This window comes from Pseudanabaena mucicola FACHB-723, from assembly GCF_014696385.1.
Lineage (GTDB): Bacteria > Cyanobacteriota > Cyanobacteriia > Pseudanabaenales > Pseudanabaenaceae > Pseudanabaena.
Genome location: NZ_JACJQB010000003.1, coordinates 127,188 through 153,119 on the forward strand (window position 1 = coordinate 127,188; position 25,932 = coordinate 153,119).

Below are 25,932 nucleotides of genomic sequence, written 5' to 3' on the forward strand. Positions count from 1 at the left end.
CTCACTTTTTGGGTTTTATGTTCTAACCAGACTGGTGGCAGCCATAACAATAAGCCTAGAGAGCTATCCCGATTTTTGTAACAAATTGTTAAAATAATCTGTACACTAAGTCTACAAATGAGTCTACAAAAATCCTATGCCCGTAACCAAAACAGACTTTGAGTTAGATCGTTATGATATCGATGCGATCGCAAATTATTACCGCAACCAACCTTTGCGGGTTTGGTGGCGCTGCATAGTGATTTTTGTACCTCTAATCTGGCTATTTCTAAGGCTTCGCCTCAGCGCCAAAGCATCAGCTAAAGAATTAAAAAAACTGGCAATTGAATCGCGCAAATTACTAACCCGTTTGGGGCCAGCCTTCATCAAAATTGGTCAAGCCCTCTCAACTCGTCCCGACATCGTTCCCCCAGTGTTCATGGATGAGCTGGCGGAGTTGCAAGATCAACTCCCCCCCTTTCCCAATGAAATTGCCTTCCAGTTTATTCGTGATGCCTTGGGTGATGATCCTTCAGAAGTATATGCCGAAATCTCGGACAACCCGATCGCTGCCGCTTCGCTCGGACAGGTTTACAAGGGCAGACTCAAAACAGGCGAAAGTGTAGCGATCAAGGTGCAGCGTCCCGACATCGCCGCAGGAATTGCCCTTGACATGTACATTCTGCGGGGAATTGCCACATGGCTCAAAAAAACTTTCAAATTTGTGCGTACCAACTTAGCTGCGATCCTCGATGAGTTTGCTAGCCGCATTTTTGAAGAAATGGACTACACCTTTGAAGGGCAAAATGCTGAAAAATTCGCCGAATATTACGGTGGCTTAGAAGGGATTTATGTTCCCAAAATCTATTGGCAATACACCGCTAAGCGGGTATTGACGATGGAATGGATTGAAGGCATTAAATTAACCAATGTCGAAAAGGTGAAAGAAGCTGGCTTTGATAGTCGTCATGTGATTGAAGTTGGTGTGCAATGTTCTTTGCGCCAATTGCTTGACTATGGCTATTTCCACGCCGATCCTCATCCTGGCAACTTACTAGTCATGGGCGATGGTAGACTCGCTTATCTTGATTTTGGGATGATGAGTGAGGTTTCTGCGGATCAGCGATTTGGACTGATTGAAGCAATTGTGCATTTAGTAAATCGCGATTTTGATGCGCTTTCTAAGGACTATGTGCGTCTAGGATTTTTAACAGAAGATATTGATTTCGCTGCGATCGTTCCTGCCCTATCCGAAGTGTTTAATCCACCTGAAGGTCAGAGCTTGACCCAAATGGACTTCAAAGACATGACAGATCAACTGTCGCAGATCATGTATGACTATCCCTTCCAAGTACCTGCCTACTATGCCCTGATTATCCGATCGCTAGTTACATTAGAGGGAATTGCCTTTAGTGTTGACCCTAATTTCAAGGTTTTAGCAGTCGCCTATCCCTATGTCGCCAATCGTTTGCTGAATGATTCTGCACCAGAGTTAAGAATGGCACTCAAGGATTTACTCTTCCGTGATGGCGAATTTCGCTGGAATCGTCTTGAGAATTTGCTTAGCAATGCTCAGACCAATCCCGACTACAACTTGAATGGAACTCTTGATAAAGGAATTGATTTCTTGCTGTCCGATCGCAGTGAATTTATGCATGATCGCATCATAGATGAGATTGTGAAGGGGATTGAGGTGGAGGCAAGTAAGCGTTTGCCGGAAAGACTTCGCACCTCTTTAATTGGCGATATTGTGATCGATGCTCAAGCAAAAGAAACCATTGCAAAAAGTGAAACTCCATCCAGTTTGGGATATATTGCTAGACTATGGACAATTCTCCAAAAAGATAAGGCGATCGCCGCGACGGATATTTTGCCTCTCGCGACTCGTATCCTGACCAAGCGTCAAACCCTTGCGTTCGGACGTGATGTAGTCTCGAAGCTTGCTCAACGCTCGATTGTCAGGGCAGTGCGTGAGGTATTGCTACGTGATGAGAAAAAATATCAGGATGATAAACAACAGGATTTAGAAACTAATAGAGAGCTAGTTGCTGCTGGTTCGAGTAGCTATGGTTTAAGGCGTTCGGTGAATGGACGCAGTTGGTAAACAAGAAAGAGAGCGCTTAGCGCTCTCTTTCTTGTTTAAAAGTAAAGTTCTATACCTGACTCAGTGCAAGCAGTTTCTAGTAAATCACTCAGGCTAAGTTCATCTGCCCATTTTTGCAAATAATCAAAATCGAGGCGATCGCCTTGAATTTTTAGCACCCCCAAGACATCTCGCCATTGCCTCTGTGATTCATTCTTAGTCATGCGATACCAAACTAATTTTTGCAAAATAATGTCTTCAGGAGTAGGCAATACCAGCATTTGCTCAGGATTTTGTCGAACCAATTGCGAGCAACGGCGTTGAAATTCAATTTGTGGAAAAGGATTATCTTTAAGTACAAAAACATCTATTTTTCCTAGAGAATCATTATCAATTAAATTAAAAGATCGTTTAAACCTAATTGCATCTCGAACTGAATCTTCGGAAACATAAAATCTTGGTTGCAGAGCTTGTAGTAATGGAGTTATTTTTTCGATTGTTAAATCAGCGACGATATCTACATCTTCCGTTGCCCGTGGCTCTCCCATCAATGTACTTGCCACCGAGCCACCCACTAAATAGGGAATATTTAAGTCATTAAAAATTGTAGCGATATCCAGTGCTAGTGAAACTGGGTCGGTAAGCATGAGTGGTTGACCGTAATTAGAAATATTTTGATAAACCAGATCGGAGAAATGAGATTTTAGAGTAGATTTTGCAAATTCATATCGCAATTTTACTAGGCTTGCGTTTGGATAGCGTTGCTGAATACCAATTAAACAGAGTTCTAGACATCCCTTTGTCCAACTACTTACCTTTTCAGCTTTTTGACTTAGGGTTAGCAATTTTAATCTATTAAACAGATACATTTCAGCATCGATGCTGGTATCAATTGATTGGGTTTTATATCCCGTAGGTGCGCTTAGCATTTTCATCTAGCCTCATGATTTAGTTCTCACATCTTGGCAATATTGCTTGATCGCCTCTGTGATTGTGCCTTGTAAATCAGCGTATTTACGGGCAAAGGGAGGTTGCCAATCGGATAAACCTAAAACATCGTGGGTGACGAGGATTTGTCCATCGCAAGCTTGACCTGCACCAATGCCAATTGTTGGCACAGGGATTAGTTCGGTAATTTTGGTAGCTAATTCCGCAGGTATATTTTCTAAGAGCAACGCAAAAATACCAGCTTCTACTAATGCCTTTGATTGTTCCACAATTTCATTTGCTGCATCGGTGGTGACACCTTGCACCCGATAGCCGATCCGATGCACAGATTGGGGAGTTAGCCCCACATGTCCCATCACGGGCATTCCTGCCTGTACCAGCCGACGCACCGTCTCCACCATTTCGGGATAACCACCTTCGAGTTTGATCCCCTTTGCGTCGGTTTCTTTAAAAACTCTGCCTGCCGAGCGCATAGCCTCTTCGGCACTGACCTGATAGCTGAGAAAGGGTAAATCTACAATTAATAGCGCATTTTCAACACCACGTCCGACAGCTTGGGCATGGCGAATCATGTCATCAAGGGTGATTGGTAATGTATTTTTGTAGCCAAGCGCTACCATTGCTAGGGAGTCACCCACCAGAATCATATCAACACCAGCTTTGTCTAATAGTTTTGCGATCGCATAGTCACTAGCAGTAAGCGCTGCGATGGGCTTTTGTTGCTGCTTCCATTTTTGTAATTGAGCGATCGTCACTGGCATTGTTGTAGCATTCCTCTGGTTTATGGCGGCAATGACAAATTCTGTCAAGGCGGATCATCCTGAAAAAACTCATCATTAGAGCTAATCAAGTCCTACCATCTAATGTAAACTTTTTAAAGAAAACGCAAAAGAATAATCGAGTTCGGTACGAGAAGCAAACATTATGCAAGTTGGTCAAAAAGTTCGTGTTCGTGAGTTTAAAGATGGTAGCGGTAAGTCAATCTCTAACAAAATTGGCGAAATCGGCGTAATCAAAGAAGAGAAGATTATGGATGGTAGCAAATGGGGCTACATCGTCAAATTCAACGATAGCAGCAAGTCTTGGTTTTTTGCCGATGAACTAGAGTCTGTAGCCTAAAATATAGGTAATTGCTCAGTTTTATGCCAAAACAATCCATCCAGAAGGAGATCTAATTGATGTTCTTCTGGATTAGGCTGTTTACAGCAGAATTGTGAGTTATATTACAATTTATTTTTTAACTTAATCAACTTAGTCAACCTTGCCCTATGGCAGATATTAACCGTCAAGATATCATTCGGGGCATGATGGCAGAGGTTGATGGGCTAAGCTATAGCATGGCTTCGGCTAGCCTTGAGGCAGTTTTAACCTGCGTCACCAAAGCTCTAGCCAATCACCAGTCCATAACTTTGAATGATTTTGGTAAGTTTGCAGTACGCTATCGTCGCGCCCGTTCTGGCAGTCATCCACGCACGCATCAACCGATTACCATTCCTGAAGTGATGATTCCTCACTTTGTCCCCAGTCCTAATTTAAAAAAACTAGTGCAGAAGCCCAATGAGCCTAATTCTGACATTTCTCGGTAAAGGTGGTGTTGGCAAAACGACAACTGCGATCGCAGTTGCTCGTGCTTTTGCCGCCCAAAACAAACAAGTTCTCTACGTTGGTCAACAGGCGGGGGATAGCCTCAGCATGAGACTGGGGGTTGCGCTGAACAGCGAACCGCAACTAGTTGCACCTAATTTTTCGGCTGTCCAATTGCAAGCAACGGTTTTGTTGGAGCGCTATTGGGACAAGATGAAAGGTTTGGAAACCCAATATTTGCGGACTCCTTTTTTTAAGGAGGTCTATGGACAGGAGCTAGGTATTTTACCGGGCATGGATGCTGCTTTAGGCTTGAGTTTTTTGCGCGAACGTGATGCTGAAGGTAAATATGACGTAATCATTTACGATGGCATTGGTGATTTGGAAGCCTTGCGAATGCTAGGGATGCCCGAAATTTTAGGCTGGTATTTGCGCCGCTTTAAGCAAGTATTAACAGGTTCGGCGATCGGACAAGCGATTTCGCCATTTGTCGAGCCAATTTTAAGAAGTATTCTCCAAGTCTCCAGCACCGATGACATCTCGCAACAGGCGGGGGAAATGTCATCGGTATTAACTCGTGGACAAAAGGCGGTTAATGATCCTAACCGTGTAGCAGCCTATCTGGTCACGACTGGCGATCCCTTTGCGATCGCAACCGCAAAATATCTATGGGGCAGTGCTCAACAAATTGGATTAACTGTCGGTGGTATTTTTGCCCGTGATCCCATTTCTGAGGAAGATTTTAGCCCACTTTCGATTTTTTCAGTCCCCGATCAACCTCTAGAGTTAAAGATTCCTGATCATTTAGCTGCTAATCTTGCGCCTAAACCGATCGAAATTGATGTTGTTAACAAGCAAGTCAAACTTTTCTTACCAACTTTCAATAAAAAGCAGGTCAAACTAATTCAATTAGGTCCCGAAGTAACAATTGAAGCAGGTGATCAGCGTCGTAATATTTTCTTGCCCAATGAGCTAGCAGGTAAGCAAGCCACAGGCGCGAAATTCCAAGACTATTACCTCATCATTTCATTTGGCTAATTAGGCAGGATTAAAATGAGTTTTGTTTTTGCCGATTTATTTGCTGGTATCGGTGGATTTAGACTTGCCCTAGAAAGTATTGGTGGCACATGTGTTTTCTCCTCTGAGTGGGACAAATATGCTCAGATGACCTATAAGGCTAACTTTGGCGATATTCCAAGTGGTGATCTTACAAAAATTGATCCAGCTTCAATTCCTAATATTGACTTATTAACTGCTGGTTTCCCATGTCAACCCTTTAGCTCAATTGGTAAACGAGAAGGTTTTGAGCATCCCACACAAGGAACTTTATTTTATGATGTGGTGAAAATATTAAAAGAGAAACAACCTAAAGCTTTTATTTTAGAAAATGTGGAAGGATTAGTCACTCATGATGGTGGCAAGACCTTAAAAATCATATTAGATACTTTGTCTGTATCGATCAATGGTCAATATCTTTTTTGTAGTCAACCTGAAGTTAGATATCATGTATTTTGGCGTGTTTTAGATGCCAAAGATTATGGAGTACCACAGGTTAGAAAAAGAATATTTATAGTAGGAATATCTGAAGATGTTTCTACGGATGTTCCTAACTTTGATTTTTCTGAGCCAATTTTATATAAAGAATTTATAGGCAATCATGTGGAAGAGAATATAAGTGGATATTCCATATCTAAGCATTTACAAGATGCATATTTATTTAAACTAAATGATGGTAAACCAGAATTAATTGATCGTAATTCTAAGATTCAGGTCAAGACTTTATGCTCTACCTATCATAAAATTCAGAGACTAACTGGAACTTTTGTTAGAGGTGGAGAGACAGGAATTAGGTTACTAAGTGAAAATGAATGTAAAGCAATTATGGGATATCCTCAAAGTTTTATTATTCCTGTTTCTCGTACACAAATGTATAGACAGTTTGGCAATTCGGTTGCGGTTCCTGTTGTGCAGAGAGTTGCTACACAGCTAGTTAATTGTTTAAATATTCAGAATAATATATCTATAAACCCTAATAAAAAGAGAGGTTTAATAAGTGTCTGATATAAATAATTCTCTCAAGTTTAGTGTTTAAACTACCTCACTTTTTGATGATAAATTTTTGCCCAGAAGAATCATCGCAAACCCACTCAAATACATAAATAAGCTATAAATAGCCGCAGGAATCGCCATATCTTGATTGCCCAGAATTCCTGCGGTAATAGCGATCGCTAAAGTACCATTCTGAATGCCCACCTCAACCGCCACACAGATTTGCTGCGGCAAATTTAGGTTAAGTAGCTTACTAATCGCAAATCCTGCTGTCATTGAGCATAGATTTAGTAAAACTACGCCAGCGCCAGCCTGCACAATAAAATCAGGTAAACGGCTCCATTCCCTTATTAGCAAAATCAGGATAATCAGAGCAAGAAAGGCGATCGCAAGGCGGCTAGTTACTTTTTCTAGCTTACGGGCAAGGTCGGGAAACTGATAGTGAATATACATACCAATGGCGATCGGAATAATCGTAATCAGAAAGATCTGACCCATGGTTGCCGCAATCGGTAATGAGATCGTGGCATTCTGTCCCATGAAATAATTGAGCGCTAAATTCGCCAAAATGGGAATGGTCACAATCGTGATCAGGCTGCTAAATACTGTCAATGTCACCGACAATGCCACATCGCCCCCCGCCAGATAAGTCACCATGTTTGACGATACGCCCCCAGGTGCGATCGCAATCATCATCAACCCCACTGCGATCGTAGGTGGCATTACAACAACTTGGGTAATGCCAAACCCAATGATTGGTAATAGCAAAATCTGACTCGTTAAGCCGACAGCGACAGCTTTGGGATATTTAGTAATCCGTTGAAAATCCTCAAATTTTAATGATAAGCCCATGCCTAGCATGATTAAAGCCAAGGCAACGGGCAAAACAACCGTGGTAAAGATACTTTCTTGCATAAAAATATTGATATTGAAAATAGTGAGAACAATAAGAAAACAAAAAATGGCTACGCCATTTTTTGTTTTCTTATTGCTTAATTCGCATACTGATGTCGAGCCAAGTCGAGCGTGTCACCATTGCCGACGTGGAAATATAATCAACGCCAATTTCTGCGATCGCAGAAATTGAGCTGAGGGTGACATTCCCCGAAGCTTCAATTTTGGTATGTGGGCTATGCTCGCGAATTATTGCTACTGCTTCACGCATAATTTCTACTGGCATGTTATCTAACATAATCACATCGAGATTAAGCTTCACAGCCTCCCGCACTTGCTCAAAGGACTCCGTTTCTACTTCAATCAATGTCGTGAAGGGTATATTTTGGCGCACTCGCCGCACTGCCTCGGTGATGCCACCTGCCGCCGCAATGTGATTATCCTTGAGCATTACGGCATCATCTAAGCCATAGCGATGATTGATCGCACCACCAACCAAAGTGGCATATTTTTCTAACAAGCGCATTCCCGGAATTGTCTTGCGGGTATCGACTAGATTTGTGTTTGTATTTGTGTTGATATTTGCGATCGCACTTACATATTCCGCAGTCGCACTGGCAATCCCAGACAACCGCATCACCAAATTTAAAGCAACCCGTTCCCCCATGAGCAAGGTAGCAAGACTGCCATTAATCTCTGCAATGATTTCCCCAACTTTAACGGTTTGACCATCCTTGACGAGCGCCACAAAACTAGTATTTTGATCGAGTAATTGAAATACTCGCGCTGCGATCGGTAAACCAGCAATCACGCCATCGGCTTTAGCAATCCAAACCGCTTGACCAAGGGGTGCATTACCATCGGGAAATAGTCCACCCGTCGAGCGATCGCCACGCCCAATATCTTCACGTAACCAGTCTTGCAGAATGGGATCTAAAACAATAAAAGGAGGAAGCATTACTTAGCCGTTTTTTAGACGATTATAGTTACAGAACTTGAACACTAACAAGTAGTCCTCAAATTTTAGGAGGCTCTCACGATGATCGTCCAACCGCACATTGATCAAACTAGCTATCTATCGCCAGAGGAATTTCTGGATTGGGAAGCTAGTCAAGACCTCAAATATGAGTATAAAAATGGCAAGATCATCGCCATAACAGGCGGCACAATTCGGCATTGATCAGTTAATCGGGGTTAGATGCTGAAACGTCCATTAAATGAAGGCAAAAAAGACGAAAATACGTCGATCGCGAATTAACTGCCCAGTGCCGAATTGACACATCTCTCTTTACACTCTCGGACGTTCACGAACATACACTGTGGAGATGAAAATAACAATGCTACTTTTTTTTGAATAGAACCTCTGTAATATGCCCTGAAAATATATCAATTCCTACGGATGATTTGAGTAGATAAAGCAATAGAAATGTCACTGCACTAATTAATAAACTCATCGCCATAATTAGTAAAACCGCACCGATGATATTGGCAATTCTAGTTACACCATTTACCTCATAATGTCTTTGCTGTTTGCGGCGATCTTTGCCAATCATTAGCACCACAAAGTAGCGCGTAAACACCAGATCCACAACAAAACGGAGGTCAATTATTTTCGGTGTTGTATTAGGCAGTGCATTCCGAAAAATGGATTTGAGCTGATCTCTTTCATCGTTACTGAGCTTTTCTAAAGTCTCTAAGGGGATTTGATGCATGTAGTAATCCGCATCTCTTGATGTATAACCTCTAGGAGCTTGACTCATTTCAGATACCTAATGTCCATTGATATGCATACCAACCAATTGTCATGGATCCCCATGTCAAACCAGTTAATCCATATACAGTCTGTGTCTGACTGCCCCCCAATTTTGCTACTCTTTTATGGGCAAAAGCTAGCAAAAAAATGCTACTCATTGAGAATAGCCAGCACAATAGAAGCAATAATGCGACTTTTTGAGCGCTAATATCACCTAAGCTGATTGGTCTTGCCCAGAGGAACGCGCTTCCCCAAAACCATGTCGATAGCCATGCGATCGCAATTCCAATTGAGGAGCTTCCCGTTTGCGCTAATCTGAGAACAACCAGATAAGTTCCAATCAAAATAATTAGATTGACATTGTAAATAGCTAGTAGATATCCCCCCACAACATAGGCGACAAATAAAATAATCAGATAAATAACCGAGTCATAGGGTAATGATTTAAGCTTTTGCATGGTTTTAGATAAACCCAGAGATGGATTTACCCGTTATGCAGGTAAATCCATCTCTAGATTCTAATTATTTTAAAATTTGATCATCAGTTGAGAAGTCAGCTTCAGCCTGTCCACGATGGGAAGGAAGATAATCTTGCTCAAAGGAAGTCTTTAATCCAGAGACAAGATCGTATTGGGGTTGCCAGTTGAGATCTTGAATGGCTTTATCTACGGAAGTGAAGAAATGTTGTAAACGGAAAGGAAATGCTTTCTTTTTACCAAAGTCAAAGTCCTTAGGATTGTAGTAGACAAAGTTCAATTGACTCGGATCTTTACCTATTGCGATCGCACATTGTTTGGCTAACCCCGTAAAGGTGACATAGCGGCGATCGGAAATATTGTAAATTTCGCCAATCGCTTTTTGATTGCCAAGCACTGCCACCATCGCCGCAGCTAGATCCTCAACGTGACCAAGTTGGGTAATAAATTTGCCATTACCAGGGATGGGAATAGGGCGATCACGCACAATCCGATCAAAAAACCATGCTTCTACATCGTTATAGTTTTGCGGACCATAGATATAGGTAGGGCGAATTGATGTGTAAGGAAATTCTGATTCAGTGCGTACCTGTTGCAAATAAGCTTCTGTGTCTAGCTTGCCCTTGTGGCGGCTTTTAGGATCGGTAGCATCGGTTTCAGCGTAGGGCAGCACATCGCTATCAAGGTAGACTCCTGCCGAACTCATGTACACAAAATGCTGAATGCGATCGCGAAAAATTTCAACTAAGGGCTGAGTATCACTCAACTCCCTACCATTGTTATCAAATACAACATCAAAGGTTTCATTGCCTAATCTGTCCTTTAATTGTTGGGCATCAGTGCGATCGCCAATGATAGTGCGTAGTCCTGCCACAGGTGAGGGCTTTTTGCCACGATTAAATAGGGTTACTTCATGCCCTTGAGCGACCAACAACTTAACAAGGGAAACACCGATAAAGCGCGTGCCGCCCATTACTAGGATTTTCATGTAGCTTTTCTGTTAACTTACTAAACCCAGAATATAGCGTTTTGTACTTTCTATATAGGCTATAGGCTAGCAAAAGTGAAATATAGCCGAACAATAATTAGGCTGGATTTTTTAAGTTTACATTTGCAAGCAATTCTAGTCGAAACTCGCCTAGCCGCAATTCTCATTATGAGAATTGCGGCTATCTTTTTTGTTTGCAATTTATTACGGCACTTGTCAGCCTTAATTAAGTTCGATAAAATTTTGGTGATATAGCAAAAATGTTCATAAAAATATGCTCCGTCAAAGTCTCTCAGTTTTTGCTTCATTGATAGCAATTAGTGCCTTTAGCCTACCTGCTTTTGCTGAAGTCCCTTCGGTCTACAATTCTTGGAAGAAAGAAGTTGGCTCAAATAAAGCTTGTCTGGACAAAGCCAGTAAAGCCCTAAATTTACTTAAATTGAAGGAAGTTAGAGCAGTACGCGGAGGTTTTACTGGACGGACAAATCAATCTATCGCATCTATTGCTTGTATTCCTCAAAACGGTGAATATATCATCTTTGTTTCTATTGCTAGTAATAATGACGCTCAAGCTCGTGAATTAAGAGAAAATCTTAAAAAGAAGTTATAGAAAGTAATTTGTTAACTATATTTGTTAACTACAAAGTCAAATCCCTAGTGATTGCTAGAGCAAATCAGGACGACGTTGTTTGGTTCTCAAAAGCTGCTGTTCCTTTCTCCATTCTGCAATCAACTTATGATTGCCAGATCGCAATACTTCAGGCACTTCCCAACCTCGAAAAATAGGAGGTCTTGTGTATTGCGGATAGTCTAATAATCCATCTTCAAAACTCTCAAATTTGAGTGAATCTTCCTTACCCACTGTTCCGGGACGTAAACGCACGACTCCATTAATTAAAGCTAGCGCAGGAATTTCACCACAGGTCAGTACAAAATCTCCAAGAGAAACTTCGCGAGTGACAAGATGCTCACAAACCCTCTCATCAACACCTTCATAACTGCCACAAATGAGAACTAATTGATCGTAATTAGCAAGCTCCTTAAACAGCTCCTGTTTCATTGGCTCACCCTGCGGAGTCATGTAGATAATTTCCCGTTTGGGCAAAATTGGCAACGACTCCACTGCCGCAAAAATAGGATCAGGTTTCATCAACATGCCCACACCGCCACCATAGGGTTCATCATCAACCCGATGATGTTTATCAGTGGTGAAATCTCTGGGATTAGTCAAATATACATCGGCAATTTGATTGGCGATTGCCTTACCCAGCAGACTTGTCTGCAAAGGTGAGGTAAAAAATTCAGGAAAGAGGGTGACAATATCTATACGCATAAATAAATTCTATAGTAGAGGGCATCTCTAAATACCTTGCTCAGATTGGTAATGTTGCTATGTTTTCTGTCGCTGAAGTTGAGCAGATCATTTTAAATTTGGTGCAGCCCTTTGATCCTGAACTTGATAGTGAAGTTATTCACCTATCGCGATCGCAAAATCGGATCTTAGTCGAGGATATCCATAGCCCACTAGACTTTCCCCATTGGCATAACTCCGCCATGGATGGCTATGCCTTGCGCTATGCCGATTTAGCCAATTTGTCAGAACTAAAAATTGCGATCGCAACTGCCCAAATTCCCGCAGGATCCGCCATTGCCCAGACATTGCCCCAAGGTGAATGTATGCGTATTTTTACAGGTGGCAGATTACCCATCGGTGCGGATACCGTGATTATGCAGGAAGATACTGAACCCATTGATAATGTTCTGTATCTCAAGACCAAACCCAGCCAAGGTGAATATGTCCGACATCAAGGCGAATTTATCACCGCAGGAACTAAGCTAATCAATGCAGGCACAAAAATCGGCGCAACCAAAATTGGCGCATTAGCCGCCGCTAGATGCCAGCAAATCAAAGTCTATCGTCAGCCCAAAATTGCGATCATTTCCACAGGCAATGAATTAGTTAGCCTTGATAGCTCATCCCCACTGCAATCTGGACAAATTATCGACTCCAATCTCCATACCCTATCCGCCCTGGTCACACAATCAGGCGCGATCGCCATGACCTTTGGTGCAATCCCTGATCATAAAGCAAAACTTATAGAGGTGATGCAACAGGCAATCGCCACCGCCGATCTGGTCATTTCCACAGGCGGCGTTTCCGTCGGGGACTACGATTATATCGATGAATTATTAGCCAGTTTAGGTGCAGATATCCATGTGCGATCCATCGCCATTAAACCAGGTAAACCTCTAACAGTGGCAACTATTGGCAAAATCCTATATTTTGGCGTTCCCGGCAACCCTGTCTCCAGCATGATGAGTTTCTGGCGATTTATCCGTGGGGCGATTGCAAAACTCAATGGCGGTAATCCCAGCTACTGGTATCCACAATTTATCAAAGCGACTACTACTGAAGATCTGCACGCGCAGGGACGACGTGAAACCTATTTGTGGGGACACTTAAGCTATCAAAAAGGCCATCCAGTTTTTCAGCCCGTAAAAAACTATAGTTCTGGTAATTTAATTAGTGTGATTGGGGCAAATTCCCTCGCTGTGATGCGTGTCAATCAGACCTATGTACCTGCGGGTGACGAATGCATCATCATGTTAATTTAGTGGAGCCCACGCATGGTGCTAACCTATTGTTAACGCTATAATCGAAGGACAAATAGCGAAGATATCAGGCAATCGGATCTCTGTAACAAAGCTATTGTTAAACAACAAATGTCTGTAAAACTATCCTCGAATGGATCAAGATTAATTTGGGGCTGCTTGCATCATTGAGGATGTTTGTCGTATGCAATTGGATGAAAATAATTCAGTTAATGAAAAGATCATCAGGCTTCTTCAGGAATACAAAGTTTCTTGCTCTGATACTATCCAGCAGCAACTTATCGAAATCCATATGGGATTAATTAGAGAAACTATCATTTCTCTACCAGTATCGTTAATTAATCAAGGCATTACGACAGAATTGCGATCGCAATCTCCTCTAGACAGTCATATCCCAGAACGTCGCAGAAGCAATCAAAGAGTTGGTGAGCGCCGATCTAGCGATCGTGAATTATTAGAAGCTGGCAAACAGGGCTTAAAAAAAGCATTATTGCAATTCAACTGTGATCAGGATTGTAATTTTTCAGAATTTGCGCGATCGCATATTCATCAGCACCTAGAAAATTTCTTGCAAAGACAATATCTCGACAATCGCAACGAACCAACTGCCGCCGAAGAAGTTGATACGCAAATAACTGTCTCCCGCAAACACGAAACCTTAGAAATTTTACAAGCCTATCGTGCCAATCCTTCCATTAAGCTACGTAATCAACTAGTCAATCTAAATATTGGCTTAGTCCGTCGAGAAGCCTATCACTGGAAAAGCCAATGCCAAGAAAGCTTTGAAGATTTGATGCAGGTCGGCTCAATCGGACTCATCAATGCGATCGAGCGGTTTGATGTTAGTAAGGGCAATGCGTTTAGCTCTTTCGCCGTGCCATATATCAAGGGTGAAATCCAACATTACCTCCGAGACAAAAGCCCCACCGTCAGAATGCCCCGTGCATGGCTCACCACCTACAATCAAGGCTGCAAGATTATTCGCAATAAATTAACAGAAACGGGTCGCGAGGCAACTAGCCAAGAGGTTGCGACTCAGCTAGGAATTACCGTCAATGAATGGTATGACATTAAGCTCGCCTGTCAAAACCGTTCTCCCCTCAGTCTCGATACGCCAATTGATCAAGGTGAAGATAGTTCTACTTCCATCGGCGATCTCGTCACTGATCAAAAATATCAAAGTTTTCAACTTGCTCAAGAAGATAACATTCGTCTCCAACAAGCTCTAGATTTATTAGAAGATCGCACCCGTGAAGTAGTTGAGTTTGTATTTCTAAAAGAATTTACCCATCGTGAAGTTGCTGAAACTCTGGGCATTAGTGCTGTTACCGTTTCACGGCAACTCAAAAAAGGCTTAATTGCTCTCAAAAAGATTTTAGCTACACCTATTGATTAAATTTCGGATTCTTCGGTAAACTGCTCAATTGCTTCTAGCATTCCTTCAGAATATGGCTCAAGGATTGTGGAGCAGACATGGAGATCGGCAAGCGCATGACAAAATTCATCAGACTCAGGATCGCTATGCTCTAGCACTGCGATCGCTGCGATCGCTCTTTGTAGCTGTGGTTGATACTCTGCCATATGACGTTTGAGGCGATCGATTGGCTGTTTATATGTAGTATTCATTTCTTGAGTCTCCTTTCTAACTTTGCAATTTGATTATGACAATTGGCTACTGTCTTCTCCCAATGGGCTATTAAACCTAAATCTTGATTCTCAGTCGTTTTTTCTCTTTCTTTTGCAAGTTTTTGTAGATGTTCATCCAGTGCTTTGTATTGACCTTCTAGCTGAATACGATATTTTTTATTGTCTGTCATGCTTCCTCAATTTTAACTTGTTGATAATATGCTGTTAGAATGCAAATTATTAATTAGAGGAAATGATATTCTTTTTCCTTTATTCTTGGGAATCTCAAACAAATAACAAAAAAAGCGATCGCAATGCGATCGCTTTTTTGTTGAGTAAATATTTTTGCTTGACGAGAAGCATTGCTAGATAGGAGTAGTTGCTTGCACTCTAGCGCGAGCCATCCGCAAATTTTGCTCAGCCTGAATTTTGCCTTGCTTATCTTCAGCCTTAACACCAGCCAAAGCCTGCTCAGCTTCTTCCAGTTTTTTACGAGCATCATCAGCATTAATGGCACTGCCTAATTCGCCACTACGCACTAAAACAGTGACTTCGTTTTCTTCAACTTCAGCAAAACCACCCGTAAGAGCGATCGCAGACCAAGCTTTATCTTTACGAAAACGTAATACACCTATTTCGAGTGCCGAAATCAGAGGAGCGTGATCGGTCAAGATACCCAATTGCCCCGTGGAACTAGGTAAAATCACTTCCTCTGCGACAGTATCCAGAATTGTTGTATCTGGGGAAATTACTTTTACAGTTAGGGTCATTTTAAAATTAACGATTAATTTTTAGCTATTAGTTAGGGAGGCTGTTAGCTGCTAGCCGTTAGCCGTTAGCTTTTTCAGGAGCTAAACGCTAACAGCTAAACGCTAATAGCTAAACATCTACTTAGAATTGAGCTTTGCAGCCTTTTCAATCGCTTCTTCGATGTTGCCAACAAGGTAGAAAGCTTGCTCAGGTAGATCATCGAGTTCACCCTTAAGGATGCGATCGAAACCAGTGATGCTTTCTTCGAGGGTGACATACTTACCAGGAGAACCAGTAAATACTTCGGCAACGAAGAAAGGCTGAGACAAGAAACGCTCAATCTTACGGGCGCGGGCTACAGCCAATTTGTCTTCTTCAGAAAGTTCGTCAAGACCCAAAATGGCGATGATATCTTGAAGTTCTTTGTAACGCTGAAGAATAGCTTGTACGCCACGGGCAACACGGTAATGCTCGTCACTGACGATACCAGGCTGCAACATGGTCGAAGAAGAATCGAGGGGGTCAACCGCAGGATAAATACCCTTAGAAGCCAAACCACGAGACAATACGGTGGTTGCATCCAAGTGAGCAAAGGTGGTTGCAGGAGCGGGGTCAGTCAAGTCATCGGCAGGTACATATACCGCTTGTACAGAGGTAATCGAACCTTCGAGGGTTGAAGTGATGCGCTCTTGCAAAGCACCCATGTCCGTCGCCAAGGTGGGTTGATAACCTACAGCCGAAGGCATACGACCAAGTAGCGCTGACACTTCGGAACCAGCTTGAGTAAAGCGGAAAATATTGTCGATGAACAACAATACGTCTTGCTTAGAGACATCGCGGAAATACTCAGCCATAGTCAAAGCTGTTAGACCGACACGCATACGCGCTCCGGGTGGCTCGTTCATTTGACCATAAACGAGAGCGAGGTACTGAAGTACGCCCGACTCCTTCATTTCGTTGTAGAGGTCATTACCTTCGCGGGTACGCTCGCCTACACCACCAAACACCGACACACCAGAGTGCTTTTTGGCGATGTTGTTAATTAATTCTTGAATTAATACGGTTTTGCCGACACCAGCACCACCGAATAGACCAATTTTGCCGCCACGACGATAGGGAGCGAGAAGGTCAATAACCTTAATGCCCGTTTCAAAGGTGCTAGGTTTGGTTTCTAAGCTAGTGAATGCAGGGGATGGACGGTGAATAGGGAATTTTTCTTCAGTGGTAACAGGACCTAACTCATCAATAGGTTCGCCTAATACATTGAAGATCCTACCAAGGGTGTTAGGACCAACAGGAACACTAATCGGTGCGCCTGTATCGGTTACATCCATACCTCTAACGATGCCGTCAGTGGTACTCATTGCAACAGCACGAACTTGGTTATCGCCTAATAATTGTTGAACTTCACAGGTGACATTAATGACTTGTCCTGCGGAGTTTGTGCCAGTTACGACAACGGCGTTATAAATTTCGGGGATTTTGCCACTGGGGAATTCGGCATCGACCACAGGACCGATGATCTTGGTGATGCGCCCGACTGATACTTTCTCTGCGGTTGTTACCATGCTTGCTGTTTACTCCAGCCTCTTAACTCAGAATCTAAAAAATTTGCAATGAAATGACGTGCAAGAAGATATATGCAAGAAAATGCAATACATCAATAAAATCAAACTCTAAGAGTTTAACTTTTTTGCACTCACATATAAAGCTAACCGCTTCTCAAAATATCATTTAATGGGGATCGAAAGATCGTTGGTTTACCGAAAACGATGAGATTTTCTGTGATGGGACAGTTGATTTTCTTAATGGCAATCGGTTTGGATGCCTATAACGCAGGAATTTCCCAAATATCAACATTGCGGTCTTGACTGCCCGTAATTAACTGGAGGTTATCGTTAGTCAAGACCATGGAGGTGACTAAATCGGTATGACCAATCAAGTTCCAGATTGAGGCTCGAGTTTGCAGATTCCATAAACGAATGGAGTTAGGACTATCTTTGCTGCCACTGATCAGATATTTGGCATCACTAGTAATTGAGATCGCGCCGATGCCATCCTCATGGGCAGCGAGGCTGTAGAGTTGTTTGCCTGAGGCAATGTCCCAGACGCGAATTAATTTGTCATTGCCACCGCTGATCACCTGCTTACCATCAGGGGTGACCAATACGCAGGTAACTGCGTCCTCATGTCCGACCAAAGTTTGTAAGGTTTTGCCTGTGCTGATCTCCCAGACTTTTAAGGTTTTATCACGGCTAGCACTGACTGCAAGTTTGCCGTCAGGGGAAACGGCTACACCCCACACCCGATCTTTATGTCCTTTTAGCGATCGCAATAATTTTCCTGTCGAGATTTGCCAAATATTAACTGTATTGTCATAGCTGCCACTCACTAAGAGATCTCTAGCTTTTGCGATCGCAATACTATTAATTAAATTGGTATGTCCCGTTAGGGTTTTAGCAACTTTACCTGAGGCAAGATCGATAATTTTGATGTTTTTATCCTGACCTGCGGTGATAATTTGCCGATCGGACAGGAATACCACCGAGCGTACCCATCCCCCCTGATCTTTAATTTGCTTAGTTGGTACTGCGCTATCCCCCGCCAAATCCCAAATTTTCACAGTGCCGTCATCGCTGGCACTGGCAATCATCTTGCCATTGGGACTGAGTGCCACACTTTGGACGGCATCCGTGTGGGCTTGTAAAAATTTAGTGGGCGTTAATCTTTTTTGTTGAAATACAGGTAATTGAATACTAATTTCCTCAAAGCTGCCAAGTGCCGAAACTTTAATTAATGTGCCAATACTCAAGCCCACACAGGCAGCAATAAACACCGATACCGTCAATAAAATTGGGGAGGTGGGACGACGAGTTGATTCTTTAATAGCCTGTTTAACCAATTTACGCTTGGCATGAGCCTTTCCATTGGGGGCCAGTTTATCAATTTGCTCAATTTCCTTGAGTATATTGAGGATTGCTTCACAATTAATCGGGCGATCATTCGGTTTACGCGCAATCATGGCATCGATTAAATCCGCAAATTCCTCGGAAATATCAGGAGCGTGCGATCGCCACTCAAACATATCGCGATCGGGATTGTAGGTATCAAGGGGATATTTGCCTGTTACTAAATGGATCAGCGTACAGCCAAGGGCATAAAAGTCTGACTGCGGCACAGCAAAACCCTTCTCCTGTTCGGGTGCAGTGTAGCCCACTGAGCAGATACTCGTTATCCCCTGCACCCCACCAATCTTGGCAAGATAAGTATGTGTGGCTTCACGGGCTGTCCCAAAATCAATTAAAACTAATTGTCCCGATGGCGACAACATAATATTGGCGGGCTTAATATCACGGTGAAAATATTTATTGCGATGCACCACCGCTAAAATGTCTACCAATTGCCGCATCCATACAATGGCGCGTTTTTGGGCAATCGGTTTTTTATCGCGTTGATTGATCCATTCTTCGAGGTTCAGACCTTCAATTTTTTGCATGACAATCCCATGCAGCATCGTCCCATTGGCCAAATGATGATGCACATAGCCATCAATTTTGGGAATACCCGCATGTTCAATCTGCCCCAATACAAATGCTTCTTGCTGAAATAGGGACACAGACTTACTATCCTCATTCAATTCCTGTTTGAGAATCTTTAAAATTTTAGTTTTGCCATGGCGATCAATCGCCTCGTAGATCATGCCAAACCCCCCCGAATCGCTCAGTAGTTTAGTGACCTCGTAGGTATCATCAATCCATAAATCAGAGCCACATCCCCGACATGTCAGCTCATTAGCATTATCAGGATGATCAGGGCTAGGACAGTTGGGGTTAATACATAGACGCATGGTGTTTTAAAACGTACCAGTCTAGACTTACTATATCGCTAGTGCAGTCACTTAATTCATGATCGAATACATCACAACACTCTTCATTAATGCGGCAATTTTTGCGCTGTTTAGTCTCGGACTAAATCTGCAATGGGGATTTGCAGGGTTAGTTAACTTCGGTCATGTTGCCTTTATGACGGTCGGAGCCTACACAACTGTATTACTTAGCCTCAATGGAGTTCCTTGTTTTTTTGCCTTTCTGATTGCATCTGCGATCGCAGGTTTACTAGGGGTCATTATTGGTAGCACTGCCTTGAAACTTCGCGAAGACTATCTCGGCATCGTTACTATTGGTGTATCAGAGATGGTACGCCTATTTGTGAATAACGAGGAATGGCTGACCAGAGGCACAAGGGGTGTGCAGGACTTTCCACTGCCTTTAGTTGATTTAATTCCCCGACAATACTATTCCTTTGTACTAGCAGCTCTTTTACTTGCGGTTGTTGCGGTTGTCTATTGGCGTTTAGAGTGGCTAGTCCGATCGCCTTGGGGACGAGTGCTTAAGGCAATTCGTGAAGATGAAGAAGTAGTCAAGGCTTTGGGCAAAAATGTATTTTGGTACAAATTACAAGCTTTTGCGATCGGCGGCGCAATTGGTGGACTCGCTGGCTCTTTCTACGCTTGGCAATTAACTACCGTTTACCCTGATAATTTTGTCCCTCTGATTACTTTCCAAGCATGGACAATTATCACGATCGGCGGTGCAGGTAGTAATCTTGGCGTTATTTTAGGTGCAGCAATATTTCAGTTCTACAATGCTCTACCAAGGTTTCTCCCTGAGCAACTACGCGCCGATGGTGGGCGATTTGAGGCAATTCAATTAATTCTGATCGGCATTACCCTAATTTTATTAATGGTGTGGCGACCACAGGGCATTTTAGGCAATAAAAAGGAATTAACTTTAAACCGTTAAAAACAAAAAGAGAAAGGGCGCTCAGCGCCCTTTCTCTTTTTGTTTTTATGTTGTTTTAATATTTGGGAACTGACGGATCGATTTGATCGCTCCATGCGTTGATCCCACCCTGTACATTAGTTCCTTGAATGCCAGCTTGCTTCAAGATCCCCAAGGCTTTCATCGAACGTCCACCCATTTTGCAATGGGCAATTAGCTTCTTATCGCCAAGCAGTGACCTGACCTTTTCTACGCCACCGCCATTTTCGATTTCTGGCAAAGGTACTAGCACTGTATTAGGAATAACACCAATGTCCCACTCATTAGGATTCCGCACATCGACGATCAGATAGTCGGCTGTGCCAGCATCAATGATCTCTTTGAGTTCTTTAACCGTGATTTCGGGGATTGCCTGTTGTGCTTCCATTTCAGTTTGTTTTTGTTGAGGGATACCACAGAATTCCTGATAATCAATCAATTTCTCGATGACAGGACGAACTGGGTTAGGACGAAGCTTTAGCTCGCGGAAAGTCATCTTTAAGGCATCGTAAAGCAACAGACGACCACTGAGGGTATTACCTTGACCGAGAATAATCTTCACGGTTTCAGTGGCTTGGATTACGCCGATAATACCAGGCAAAATTCCAAGAACACCGCCTTCAGCGCAAGAGGGAACTAATCCAGGTGGTGGTGGCTCTGGATAGAGATCGCGGTAGTTGGGACCACCTTCATAGTTAAATACCGTTGCTTGCCCTTCAAAACGGAAGATCGAGCCGTAGACGTTAGGCTTATTGAGCAATACGCAGGCATCATTGACGAGATAGCGTGTGGGGAAGTTATCCGTACCATCAACAACGATGTCATAGGGAGCCATGATCTCCAGAGCATTGACTGAGGATAGATGCGTGTTGTACAGATCAATCTGGCAATAGGGATTGATTTCCAAAATGCGTGCTTTGGCCGACTCGATCTTGGGTTTACCAACGGTACTAGTGCCGTGAATAATCTGACGTTGCAGGTTAGAGGTATCTACGACATCAAAGTCTACGATGCCAATGCGTCCGACACCTGCGGCGGCGAGGTATAACAACAAAGGTGCGCCCAAGCCACCCGTACCGATACACAGTACGCTGGCAGCCTTGAGTCGCTTTTGTCCTTCTACACCAACCTCAGGCAAGATAAGGTGACGCGAGTAACGCTCGTAGTCATCTTGGGTGAGTTGAATTGTATTTGGGTCTGGGTTGAGCATGATTTAGATGAGTCGCACCTGAATGATCAACAACATTCGCGATCGCAAATTGATCGCCTATGCTGATTTGGTGTGTTTTTATATTTCTATTGTAGATTCCTAGTTTACGCTGTAATGCAATGTAGTATCTTTGTTGCAGTTGGTTTAAATGCCGTAACTACGATCTAAGATTTACAAAAGTTTAAATTGCCAACTAAAGTATGACTGCATCTAGGCAATACCAACAGAGCGCTAACATATAACCTATGGAAACTCCTTACATTTACTACATTCCCATCTACCCTGACGATGATAATTGTGAAACTCTAATGCACTTATTTATCGGACAGCCTGGTTTAGACTCTGAAATTTTGCAAGTGCTGGAAAGTCTTGATAATCGAGAGCATGAAGGCGAAGCGGTCGATTATGTGCATGAACTTGAAGAAAAGTGTGGCTTACAACGGGTTTCCGTTCGATATTTGCCACGAAAAAGCGATCGCGCCGTACCAATTATGACCTAAACAAAAACCCAAAAAGCTACTAGCTACAGCCAAGTAAAACCCAAAAGAGAGTTGCGGCGCTTCGCGCCGCAACTCTCTTTTGGGTTTTGGGGCTTGGCCTAATAAAAACGGCTACAGCTATACTAGTTTTTTGGTTTTTGGTATAACCGATAGAAATCAAGGGTGTGATATCACCACTTCAGTTAACTTATGTAAACTTGATCTAGCTTGTAAAATTAGAATAGTTAGTCAAGTTAACCAGAGCATTAAAATGGCATTTTTTGATTCTGAGATTGTCCAAGATGAGGCCCGTCATTTGTTTCAAGACTATCAAGCCCTAACTCAGCTTGGTGGTAGCTATGGCAAATTTGATCGTGAGGGCAAGATTCTCTTCATTGAGAAGATGGAAGAGATGATGGATCGTTACAAAATTTTTATGAAACGCTTTGAACTATCCGATGATTTCATGGCGCAGATGACTCTCAAGCAGTTAGAAAATCAGCTCGGCAATTTTGGAATCACCCCTCAGCAGATGTTTGACCAGATGAATATGACGCTGGAAAAAATGAAAAGCGAACTAGAACTGCACAATTAAGATGCAATCTAAGATGCAATTTTTGTTATTTGGTACGCGCTAGTACAATCACACCACGCACAGCAAAATTGCTAGCCGTCAGCGTTGCGATCGCTTCGCGGATGGTCGTGCCAGTGGTATAGATATCATCAAATAGAATTACCGATCGCAAATTGGTAGTGCGGCTATGGCGGGGGGCAGAAGTCGTAAAAGCATTTGCTAGGTTTTGGGCGCGTTCTTGTTTGTTATTGGTCTGCATTTGTGGCTTGGTATCCTTAACTCGGTGCAACAATTGGGGATAGCAGGTCAAGTCAGTCAAAGCGCAGAAGCGGCGTGCCAGTATTTCCGCTTGGTTAAAGCCTCTAGATTTTAATTTGTTGTCATGGAGAGGAATGGGGATCACCGTTAGCTTTTGTGACTTTTGGGTGAATGTTTGTTTGTGAAATGATCTTTGCCATTGGTCAGCAATTTTGATTGCGATCGCATCCATGATTTCGGGATGGTTTTCATATTTGCATGTAGAAATTGCTCGCCTTAATGCACCGTCATAAATCCCCCAACTATAAAGCGGAATCTTTGGCGAAATTGGGTGATCGGACTGGAGAAATGCAGAAGCTTGACAGGCGGTAATTTGCCGATCGCAGTCTTTGCATAAAATGAAATCCGCAGGACGCTTACATAATGGGCAGTTAGCTTGCCACAGTGCATCTTTAGTGAGATTAATCAAGCTGCTGCCAAAGGATTTGAACCACTGCATAGGGATTAGTTAAGTACGGGTTTAATGCTTGAGCGCATCAATTACCATAGTGTTTTTCTGGAGATCCTGTTGGACTTGAGCATAAATATTGCGATCGCAACCCTTTAGCCCAATCAATCCATACAGATGTACAACTCCCACTCGACCCTTGAGAGCATGTTCCCCAAAGTCAATTACCTCAATTTCATCCTTAACAATTTTGTACAGAGCATCGGTAATCAAAATATCTGTACCCAGATCCTTCGTCATCCCTTCCACACGGCTTGCCACATTCACCGTATCACCGATGACAGCATATTCAAGACGACGGGTTGAACCAATGTTACCGACAGTAACTTCACCATAGTTAATACCAATTCCATTAGAAAATGGAATCTGCTTATTTGCATACCAACTTTTGCGAAGTTCCATTAATGTTACCCGCATCTGGAGAGCGGCATTAATCGCATTCATGGCATCTGCTTTTTCGCCTCGCGACACTGGAGAGCCAAATTCTGCCATGATCGCATCACCAATGAATTTATCAATTGTGCCTTGACATTCCAAAATTGCATCAACCATCCCCCCCAAATAAGTATTTAATTGTTGAATTAATAATTTGGCAGGAAGACGGCTAGAGAGGGTAGTAAAACCACGAATATCAGAAAAAAGCACTGCGGCTTTAATGGTACGTCCTTCGAGTAAGTCACGAAAGCTGTCGGGTTGATTGACAATTTCTTCCACAATTGGCGCAGCAACATAGCGTTCCAAGGTACGCCTTAATAAGATTTTATCCAGTTGGGCAGAGATTGACCCCGTAGTTAAGAGGGTGATCCCACTTAGTCCAATTGCGATCGCAGGAATTGCCACAGGGAGGATGGTACTGGTATAGATGAAGCAAACATAGCCAATGGCAAACCAACCCATCGCCGTCCCAAGTGCCGCTAAAATTTGGGTGTTGGGACGTTTGAATAAACATAAAATCCCTCCCGATATGCCCACTAACAAAAGCGTAAAAATAGCCTGTTGCGTTGAGCTAGGGAACAGGTTTGCCATACTTTTACCCTGCATCAGCGTGGCAATCGCATTAGCATGAATTTCAATTCCTGCCATTCTCCCTACCGCCGAATTCTGGATATCCTGCTTTGATGCGGCAGTTGCACCGATTAAAACAATCTTATCCTTAAAGAATTTGCCGCCTTGTAACTGATCGCTATTCCAATTCTCTGGATCAACAACATAATAGAATGGAATTTGCTGCTGAGCATTTGCCCATGTATCCGCGCCTCCCAAAAAATAAATTCCATCCCCTTTCGGCTCAGGATAATTAATTTTTGCCACGTTCAAAATAGAAGCAGCAAAGGTTGGCAAAACTGGCAAACCGCTATCGGCGGGTGGGGTGACACCGAGTCTGTGAATATTGCCTGTGACTTCGGGTTGAAAATTAATTAGCCCCAAAGTATTCGGTTTAAGCTGAAAAATAGCATCGGGTGCGGCAAGCTGAATCATATTCGCATCACCGATTTGTGTGAATTCATAACTAGCTGCAAATACTGCCCGATCACCATATTTTGCGATCGCAGTTTGCAGTTTTTGATCATCTGCTTCACCATGATCGCCAGGGGTGACAAACAAAATATCAAAGGCGACTACCTTCGCGCCTGCCTTGACTAATTTTTCCAACACTTGAGCATAAACAACACGCTTCCATGTGGTTGTCCGAAATGGTTCTAAAAATGGACGGGTTTTGGGATTATAAAACTCGCCTTGGCGCAAAGAGATATCATCAATCGCCAAAATCACGATATCTTTGGGCGGTGTAATTGTGCCACGCCAGTAAAAAAATGCTGATTGCGTCTGCCTTTCAAGGTTATGGACTAAATCTAGCTCCGACTTAGTTGCGATCGCACTCAAAATTGCGATCGCGCCCACCAATGCATAGCCAATAAATTTAGGGCTAGATAAAGCTTTTAATTTTTGTTTAATCTTGGCTTGCATCATATTTTTTTGCTGTACTAGGTCAAGATTTTATCCTAATTAGAAAAATAGACCTATATATGGACGCTCGCTAATCACCTTAACTTATAAGTTAGAATTTGAAGTGGTGGTCTACCCCAAATCCTGAGTCAATGAGTCCAACTGTGTTTCGTAAAGACGGCTACCGTTTTTACTTTTTCTCCAGAGAAGAATCGAGAATGCACGTTCATGTTCAATCTCAAAACGGTGAAGCTAAATTTTGGCTAGAACCAACGATTGAACTTGCTCAGAATAAGTAGCCATGCAGAATTATTTACACATATCCGAACTAATGGGAAGATTCTAAGAATCACCATATCCGAACTAATTACTGTGAGACTAATTGAGCCACTT

28 protein-coding genes and 1 pseudogene are annotated in these 25,932 nt (G+C 42.8%); 13 read left to right on the top strand and 16 right to left on the bottom strand.

Annotated features, from left to right (window positions below):
• The first annotated feature begins 136 nt into the window (after window positions 1–136).
• Window positions 137–2,083 (top strand): ABC1 kinase family protein, encoded by a 1,947-nt coding sequence (locus H6F41_RS03420; RefSeq protein ID WP_190402079.1) that lies wholly within the window; start codon window positions 137–139, stop codon window positions 2,081–2,083.
• A gap of 35 nt (window positions 2,084–2,118) precedes the next feature.
• Here the strand turns inward: H6F41_RS03420 and H6F41_RS03425 are convergent, their stop codons facing one another.
• Both H6F41_RS03425 and panB read right to left on the bottom strand, forming a co-directional pair.
• On the bottom strand, window positions 2,119–2,991 hold the full coding sequence (locus H6F41_RS03425) for a hypothetical protein (protein WP_190402080.1): 873 nt from the start codon (window positions 2,989–2,991) through the stop codon (window positions 2,119–2,121).
• Window positions 2,992–3,003: 12 nt separating this feature from the next.
• Window positions 3,004–3,771 (bottom strand): 3-methyl-2-oxobutanoate hydroxymethyltransferase, encoded by a 768-nt coding sequence (gene panB / locus H6F41_RS03430; protein WP_190402111.1) that lies wholly within the window; start codon window positions 3,769–3,771, stop codon window positions 3,004–3,006.
• A 163-nt stretch (window positions 3,772–3,934) separates the two neighbouring features.
• Between panB and petP the strand changes: the two genes are divergently transcribed.
• From petP to H6F41_RS03450, 4 genes are all read left to right on the top strand, one after another.
• On the top strand, window positions 3,935–4,129 hold the full coding sequence (gene petP / locus H6F41_RS03435) for a cytochrome b6f subunit PetP (protein ID WP_190402081.1): 195 nt from the start codon (window positions 3,935–3,937) through the stop codon (window positions 4,127–4,129).
• 149 nt (window positions 4,130–4,278) lie between these two features.
• Complete coding sequence (locus tag H6F41_RS03440) at window positions 4,279–4,596, top strand: HU family DNA-binding protein (protein WP_190402082.1); 318 nt, start codon at window positions 4,279–4,281, stop codon at window positions 4,594–4,596.
• Entirely contained in the window at window positions 4,568–5,632 is a 1,065-nt protein-coding gene (locus H6F41_RS03445) for a Get3/ArsA fold putative tail anchor-mediating ATPase NosAFP (RefSeq protein ID WP_190402083.1), read from the top strand. The genes H6F41_RS03440 and H6F41_RS03445 overlap by 29 nt, the downstream gene beginning before the upstream one ends.
• Before the next feature lie 15 nt (window positions 5,633–5,647).
• Window positions 5,648–6,655, top strand: a complete 1,008-nt coding sequence (locus H6F41_RS03450; protein WP_190402084.1) for a DNA cytosine methyltransferase — start codon at window positions 5,648–5,650, stop codon at window positions 6,653–6,655.
• A 27-nt stretch (window positions 6,656–6,682) separates the two neighbouring features.
• On the opposite strand, the gene H6F41_RS03455 is transcribed toward H6F41_RS03450, so the two are convergent.
• Together H6F41_RS03455 and nadC are read right to left on the bottom strand one after the other, a co-directional pair.
• On the bottom strand, window positions 6,683–7,606 hold the full coding sequence (locus H6F41_RS03455; RefSeq protein WP_322095869.1) for a bile acid:sodium symporter family protein: 924 nt from the start codon (window positions 7,604–7,606) through the stop codon (window positions 6,683–6,685).
• Between the two features lie 22 nt (window positions 7,607–7,628).
• Window positions 7,629–8,495 (bottom strand): carboxylating nicotinate-nucleotide diphosphorylase, encoded by an 867-nt coding sequence (nadC, locus tag H6F41_RS03460; RefSeq protein WP_190402086.1) that lies wholly within the window; start codon window positions 8,493–8,495, stop codon window positions 7,629–7,631.
• 81 nt (window positions 8,496–8,576) lie between these two features.
• On the opposite strand from nadC, the gene H6F41_RS03465 reads away from it, so the two are divergent.
• Entirely contained in the window at window positions 8,577–8,717 is a 141-nt protein-coding gene (locus H6F41_RS03465) for a hypothetical protein (protein ID WP_190402087.1), read from the top strand.
• Window positions 8,718–8,877: 160 nt separating this feature from the next.
• Here the strand turns inward: H6F41_RS03465 and H6F41_RS03470 are convergent, their stop codons facing one another.
• The 3 genes from H6F41_RS03470 to H6F41_RS03480 all read right to left on the bottom strand — a co-directional run bounded on the left by H6F41_RS03470 (window position 8,878) and on the right by H6F41_RS03480 (window position 10,754).
• Window positions 8,878–9,297 carry a hypothetical protein gene (locus H6F41_RS03470; RefSeq protein ID WP_190402088.1) on the bottom strand — a complete coding sequence of 140 codons (420 nt, stop codon included), beginning with the start codon at window positions 9,295–9,297 and terminating at the stop codon, window positions 8,878–8,880.
• 1 nt (window position 9,298) lies between these two features.
• A complete protein-coding gene (locus H6F41_RS03475; protein ID WP_190402089.1) occupies window positions 9,299–9,748 on the bottom strand; it encodes a hypothetical protein in 450 nt (149 codons plus the stop codon).
• Between the two features lie 64 nt (window positions 9,749–9,812).
• Window positions 9,813–10,754, bottom strand: a complete 942-nt coding sequence (locus tag H6F41_RS03480) for an NAD-dependent epimerase/dehydratase family protein (RefSeq protein ID WP_190402090.1) — start codon at window positions 10,752–10,754, stop codon at window positions 9,813–9,815.
• Between the two features lie 274 nt (window positions 10,755–11,028).
• Between H6F41_RS03480 and H6F41_RS03485 the strand changes: the two genes are divergently transcribed.
• Window positions 11,029–11,364 (top strand): hypothetical protein, encoded by a 336-nt coding sequence (locus H6F41_RS03485; protein ID WP_190402091.1) that lies wholly within the window; start codon window positions 11,029–11,031, stop codon window positions 11,362–11,364.
• A gap of 54 nt (window positions 11,365–11,418) precedes the next feature.
• Here H6F41_RS03485 and trmD read toward each other — a convergent pair whose 3' ends face one another.
• Complete coding sequence (gene trmD, locus H6F41_RS03490; protein WP_190402092.1) at window positions 11,419–12,087, bottom strand: tRNA (guanosine(37)-N1)-methyltransferase TrmD; 669 nt, start codon at window positions 12,085–12,087, stop codon at window positions 11,419–11,421.
• A 59-nt stretch (window positions 12,088–12,146) separates the two neighbouring features.
• Between trmD and H6F41_RS03495 the strand changes: the two genes are divergently transcribed.
• Both H6F41_RS03495 and H6F41_RS03500 read left to right on the top strand, forming a co-directional pair.
• The gene (locus tag H6F41_RS03495) at window positions 12,147–13,370 is read left to right on the top strand and encodes a molybdopterin molybdotransferase MoeA (RefSeq protein ID WP_190402093.1); all 1,224 of its coding nucleotides are present in this window, start codon (window positions 12,147–12,149) and stop codon (window positions 13,368–13,370) included.
• Between the two features lie 181 nt (window positions 13,371–13,551).
• A complete protein-coding gene (locus H6F41_RS03500; protein ID WP_322095868.1) occupies window positions 13,552–14,763 on the top strand; it encodes an RNA polymerase sigma factor SigF in 1,212 nt (403 codons plus the stop codon).
• Here H6F41_RS03500 and H6F41_RS03505 read toward each other — a convergent pair.
• The 5 genes from H6F41_RS03505 to H6F41_RS03525 all read right to left on the bottom strand — a co-directional run bounded on the left by H6F41_RS03505 (window position 14,760) and on the right by H6F41_RS03525 (window position 19,590).
• A complete protein-coding gene (locus H6F41_RS03505; protein ID WP_190402094.1) occupies window positions 14,760–14,993 on the bottom strand; it encodes a hypothetical protein in 234 nt (77 codons plus the stop codon). The genes H6F41_RS03500 and H6F41_RS03505 overlap by 4 nt on opposite strands.
• Entirely contained in the window at window positions 14,990–15,184 is a 195-nt protein-coding gene (locus tag H6F41_RS03510; RefSeq protein ID WP_190402095.1) for a hypothetical protein, read from the bottom strand. Before H6F41_RS03510 ends, H6F41_RS03505 begins: the two co-directional genes overlap by 4 nt.
• A 174-nt stretch (window positions 15,185–15,358) precedes the next feature.
• Window positions 15,359–15,763 carry an ATP synthase F1 subunit epsilon gene (gene atpC / locus H6F41_RS03515; RefSeq protein ID WP_190402096.1) on the bottom strand — a complete coding sequence of 135 codons (405 nt, stop codon included), beginning with the start codon at window positions 15,761–15,763 and terminating at the stop codon, window positions 15,359–15,361.
• A 117-nt stretch (window positions 15,764–15,880) separates the two neighbouring features.
• On the bottom strand, window positions 15,881–17,311 hold the full coding sequence (gene atpD, locus H6F41_RS03520; RefSeq protein ID WP_190402097.1) for a F0F1 ATP synthase subunit beta: 1,431 nt from the start codon (window positions 17,309–17,311) through the stop codon (window positions 15,881–15,883).
• A gap of 260 nt (window positions 17,312–17,571) precedes the next feature.
• On the bottom strand, window positions 17,572–19,590 hold the full coding sequence (locus tag H6F41_RS03525; RefSeq protein WP_190402098.1) for a serine/threonine-protein kinase: 2,019 nt from the start codon (window positions 19,588–19,590) through the stop codon (window positions 17,572–17,574).
• Between the two features lie 58 nt (window positions 19,591–19,648).
• On the opposite strand from H6F41_RS03525, the gene H6F41_RS03530 reads away from it, so the two are divergent.
• Entirely contained in the window at window positions 19,649–20,545 is an 897-nt protein-coding gene (locus H6F41_RS03530; RefSeq protein ID WP_190402099.1) for a branched-chain amino acid ABC transporter permease, read from the top strand.
• Window positions 20,546–20,600: 55 nt separating this feature from the next.
• Here H6F41_RS03530 and moeB read toward each other — a convergent pair whose 3' ends face one another.
• On the bottom strand, window positions 20,601–21,773 hold the full coding sequence (moeB, locus tag H6F41_RS03535; protein WP_190402100.1) for a molybdopterin-synthase adenylyltransferase MoeB: 1,173 nt from the start codon (window positions 21,771–21,773) through the stop codon (window positions 20,601–20,603).
• Between the two features lie 245 nt (window positions 21,774–22,018).
• On the opposite strand from moeB, the gene H6F41_RS03540 reads away from it, so the two are divergent.
• Complete coding sequence (locus H6F41_RS03540; protein ID WP_190402101.1) at window positions 22,019–22,273, top strand: hypothetical protein; 255 nt, start codon at window positions 22,019–22,021, stop codon at window positions 22,271–22,273.
• A 250-nt stretch (window positions 22,274–22,523) separates the two neighbouring features.
• Window positions 22,524–22,847: a DUF1825 family protein gene (locus H6F41_RS03545; RefSeq protein WP_190402102.1), complete on the top strand. Its 324-nt coding sequence runs from the start codon at window positions 22,524–22,526 to the stop codon at window positions 22,845–22,847.
• Window positions 22,848–22,872: 25 nt separating this feature from the next.
• On the opposite strand, the gene H6F41_RS03550 is transcribed toward H6F41_RS03545, so the two are convergent.
• Together H6F41_RS03550 and H6F41_RS03555 are read right to left on the bottom strand one after the other, a co-directional pair.
• The gene (locus H6F41_RS03550; protein ID WP_190402103.1) at window positions 22,873–23,583 is read right to left on the bottom strand and encodes a ComF family protein; all 711 of its coding nucleotides are present in this window, start codon (window positions 23,581–23,583) and stop codon (window positions 22,873–22,875) included.
• 21 nt (window positions 23,584–23,604) lie between these two features.
• A complete protein-coding gene (locus H6F41_RS03555; RefSeq protein ID WP_190402104.1) occupies window positions 23,605–25,563 on the bottom strand; it encodes a CHASE2 domain-containing protein in 1,959 nt (652 codons plus the stop codon).
• Between the two features lie 128 nt (window positions 25,564–25,691).
• Here H6F41_RS03555 and H6F41_RS19320 point away from each other — a divergent pair.
• A pseudogene (locus tag H6F41_RS19320) lies at window positions 25,692–25,832 on the top strand (DUF4160 domain-containing protein); the annotation flags it as partial.
• Window positions 25,833–25,932 lie beyond the last annotated feature (100 nt).

Coding starts and splice junctions, on each gene's coding strand:
- H6F41_RS03475 (WP_190402089.1), bottom strand. CDS start 9,748: ATGCAAAAGCTTAAATCATTACCCTATGACTCGGTTATTTATCTGATT.
- panB (WP_190402111.1), bottom strand. CDS start 3,771: ATGCCAGTGACGATCGCTCAATTACAAAAATGGAAGCAGCAACAAAAG.
- petP (WP_190402081.1), top strand. CDS start 3,935: ATGCAAGTTGGTCAAAAAGTTCGTGTTCGTGAGTTTAAAGATGGTAGC.
- H6F41_RS03420 (WP_190402079.1), top strand. CDS start 137: ATGCCCGTAACCAAAACAGACTTTGAGTTAGATCGTTATGATATCGAT.
- H6F41_RS03540 (WP_190402101.1), top strand. CDS start 22,019: ATGGAAACTCCTTACATTTACTACATTCCCATCTACCCTGACGATGAT.
- H6F41_RS03445 (WP_190402083.1), top strand. CDS start 4,568: ATGAGCCTAATTCTGACATTTCTCGGTAAAGGTGGTGTTGGCAAAACG.
- H6F41_RS03505 (WP_190402094.1), bottom strand. CDS start 14,993: ATGAATACTACATATAAACAGCCAATCGATCGCCTCAAACGTCATATG.
- H6F41_RS03550 (WP_190402103.1), bottom strand. CDS start 23,583: ATGCAGTGGTTCAAATCCTTTGGCAGCAGCTTGATTAATCTCACTAAA.
- H6F41_RS03500 (WP_322095868.1), top strand. CDS start 13,552: ATGCAATTGGATGAAAATAATTCAGTTAATGAAAAGATCATCAGGCTT.
- H6F41_RS03530 (WP_190402099.1), top strand. CDS start 19,649: ATGATCGAATACATCACAACACTCTTCATTAATGCGGCAATTTTTGCG.
- H6F41_RS03465 (WP_190402087.1), top strand. CDS start 8,577: ATGATCGTCCAACCGCACATTGATCAAACTAGCTATCTATCGCCAGAG.
- nadC (WP_190402086.1), bottom strand. CDS start 8,495: ATGCTTCCTCCTTTTATTGTTTTAGATCCCATTCTGCAAGACTGGTTA.
- moeB (WP_190402100.1), bottom strand. CDS start 21,773: ATGCTCAACCCAGACCCAAATACAATTCAACTCACCCAAGATGACTAC.
- H6F41_RS03450 (WP_190402084.1), top strand. CDS start 5,648: ATGAGTTTTGTTTTTGCCGATTTATTTGCTGGTATCGGTGGATTTAGA.
- H6F41_RS03525 (WP_190402098.1), bottom strand. CDS start 19,590: ATGCGTCTATGTATTAACCCCAACTGTCCTAGCCCTGATCATCCTGAT.
- H6F41_RS03545 (WP_190402102.1), top strand. CDS start 22,524: ATGGCATTTTTTGATTCTGAGATTGTCCAAGATGAGGCCCGTCATTTG.
- trmD (WP_190402092.1), bottom strand. CDS start 12,087: ATGCGTATAGATATTGTCACCCTCTTTCCTGAATTTTTTACCTCACCT.
- H6F41_RS03440 (WP_190402082.1), top strand. CDS start 4,279: ATGGCAGATATTAACCGTCAAGATATCATTCGGGGCATGATGGCAGAG.
- atpD (WP_190402097.1), bottom strand. CDS start 17,311: ATGGTAACAACCGCAGAGAAAGTATCAGTCGGGCGCATCACCAAGATC.
- H6F41_RS03555 (WP_190402104.1), bottom strand. CDS start 25,563: ATGATGCAAGCCAAGATTAAACAAAAATTAAAAGCTTTATCTAGCCCT.
- H6F41_RS03470 (WP_190402088.1), bottom strand. CDS start 9,297: ATGAGTCAAGCTCCTAGAGGTTATACATCAAGAGATGCGGATTACTAC.
- atpC (WP_190402096.1), bottom strand. CDS start 15,763: ATGACCCTAACTGTAAAAGTAATTTCCCCAGATACAACAATTCTGGAT.
- H6F41_RS03425 (WP_190402080.1), bottom strand. CDS start 2,991: ATGCTAAGCGCACCTACGGGATATAAAACCCAATCAATTGATACCAGC.
- H6F41_RS03480 (WP_190402090.1), bottom strand. CDS start 10,754: ATGAAAATCCTAGTAATGGGCGGCACGCGCTTTATCGGTGTTTCCCTT.
- H6F41_RS03510 (WP_190402095.1), bottom strand. CDS start 15,184: ATGACAGACAATAAAAAATATCGTATTCAGCTAGAAGGTCAATACAAA.
- H6F41_RS03485 (WP_190402091.1), top strand. CDS start 11,029: ATGCTCCGTCAAAGTCTCTCAGTTTTTGCTTCATTGATAGCAATTAGT.
- H6F41_RS03495 (WP_190402093.1), top strand. CDS start 12,147: ATGTTTTCTGTCGCTGAAGTTGAGCAGATCATTTTAAATTTGGTGCAG.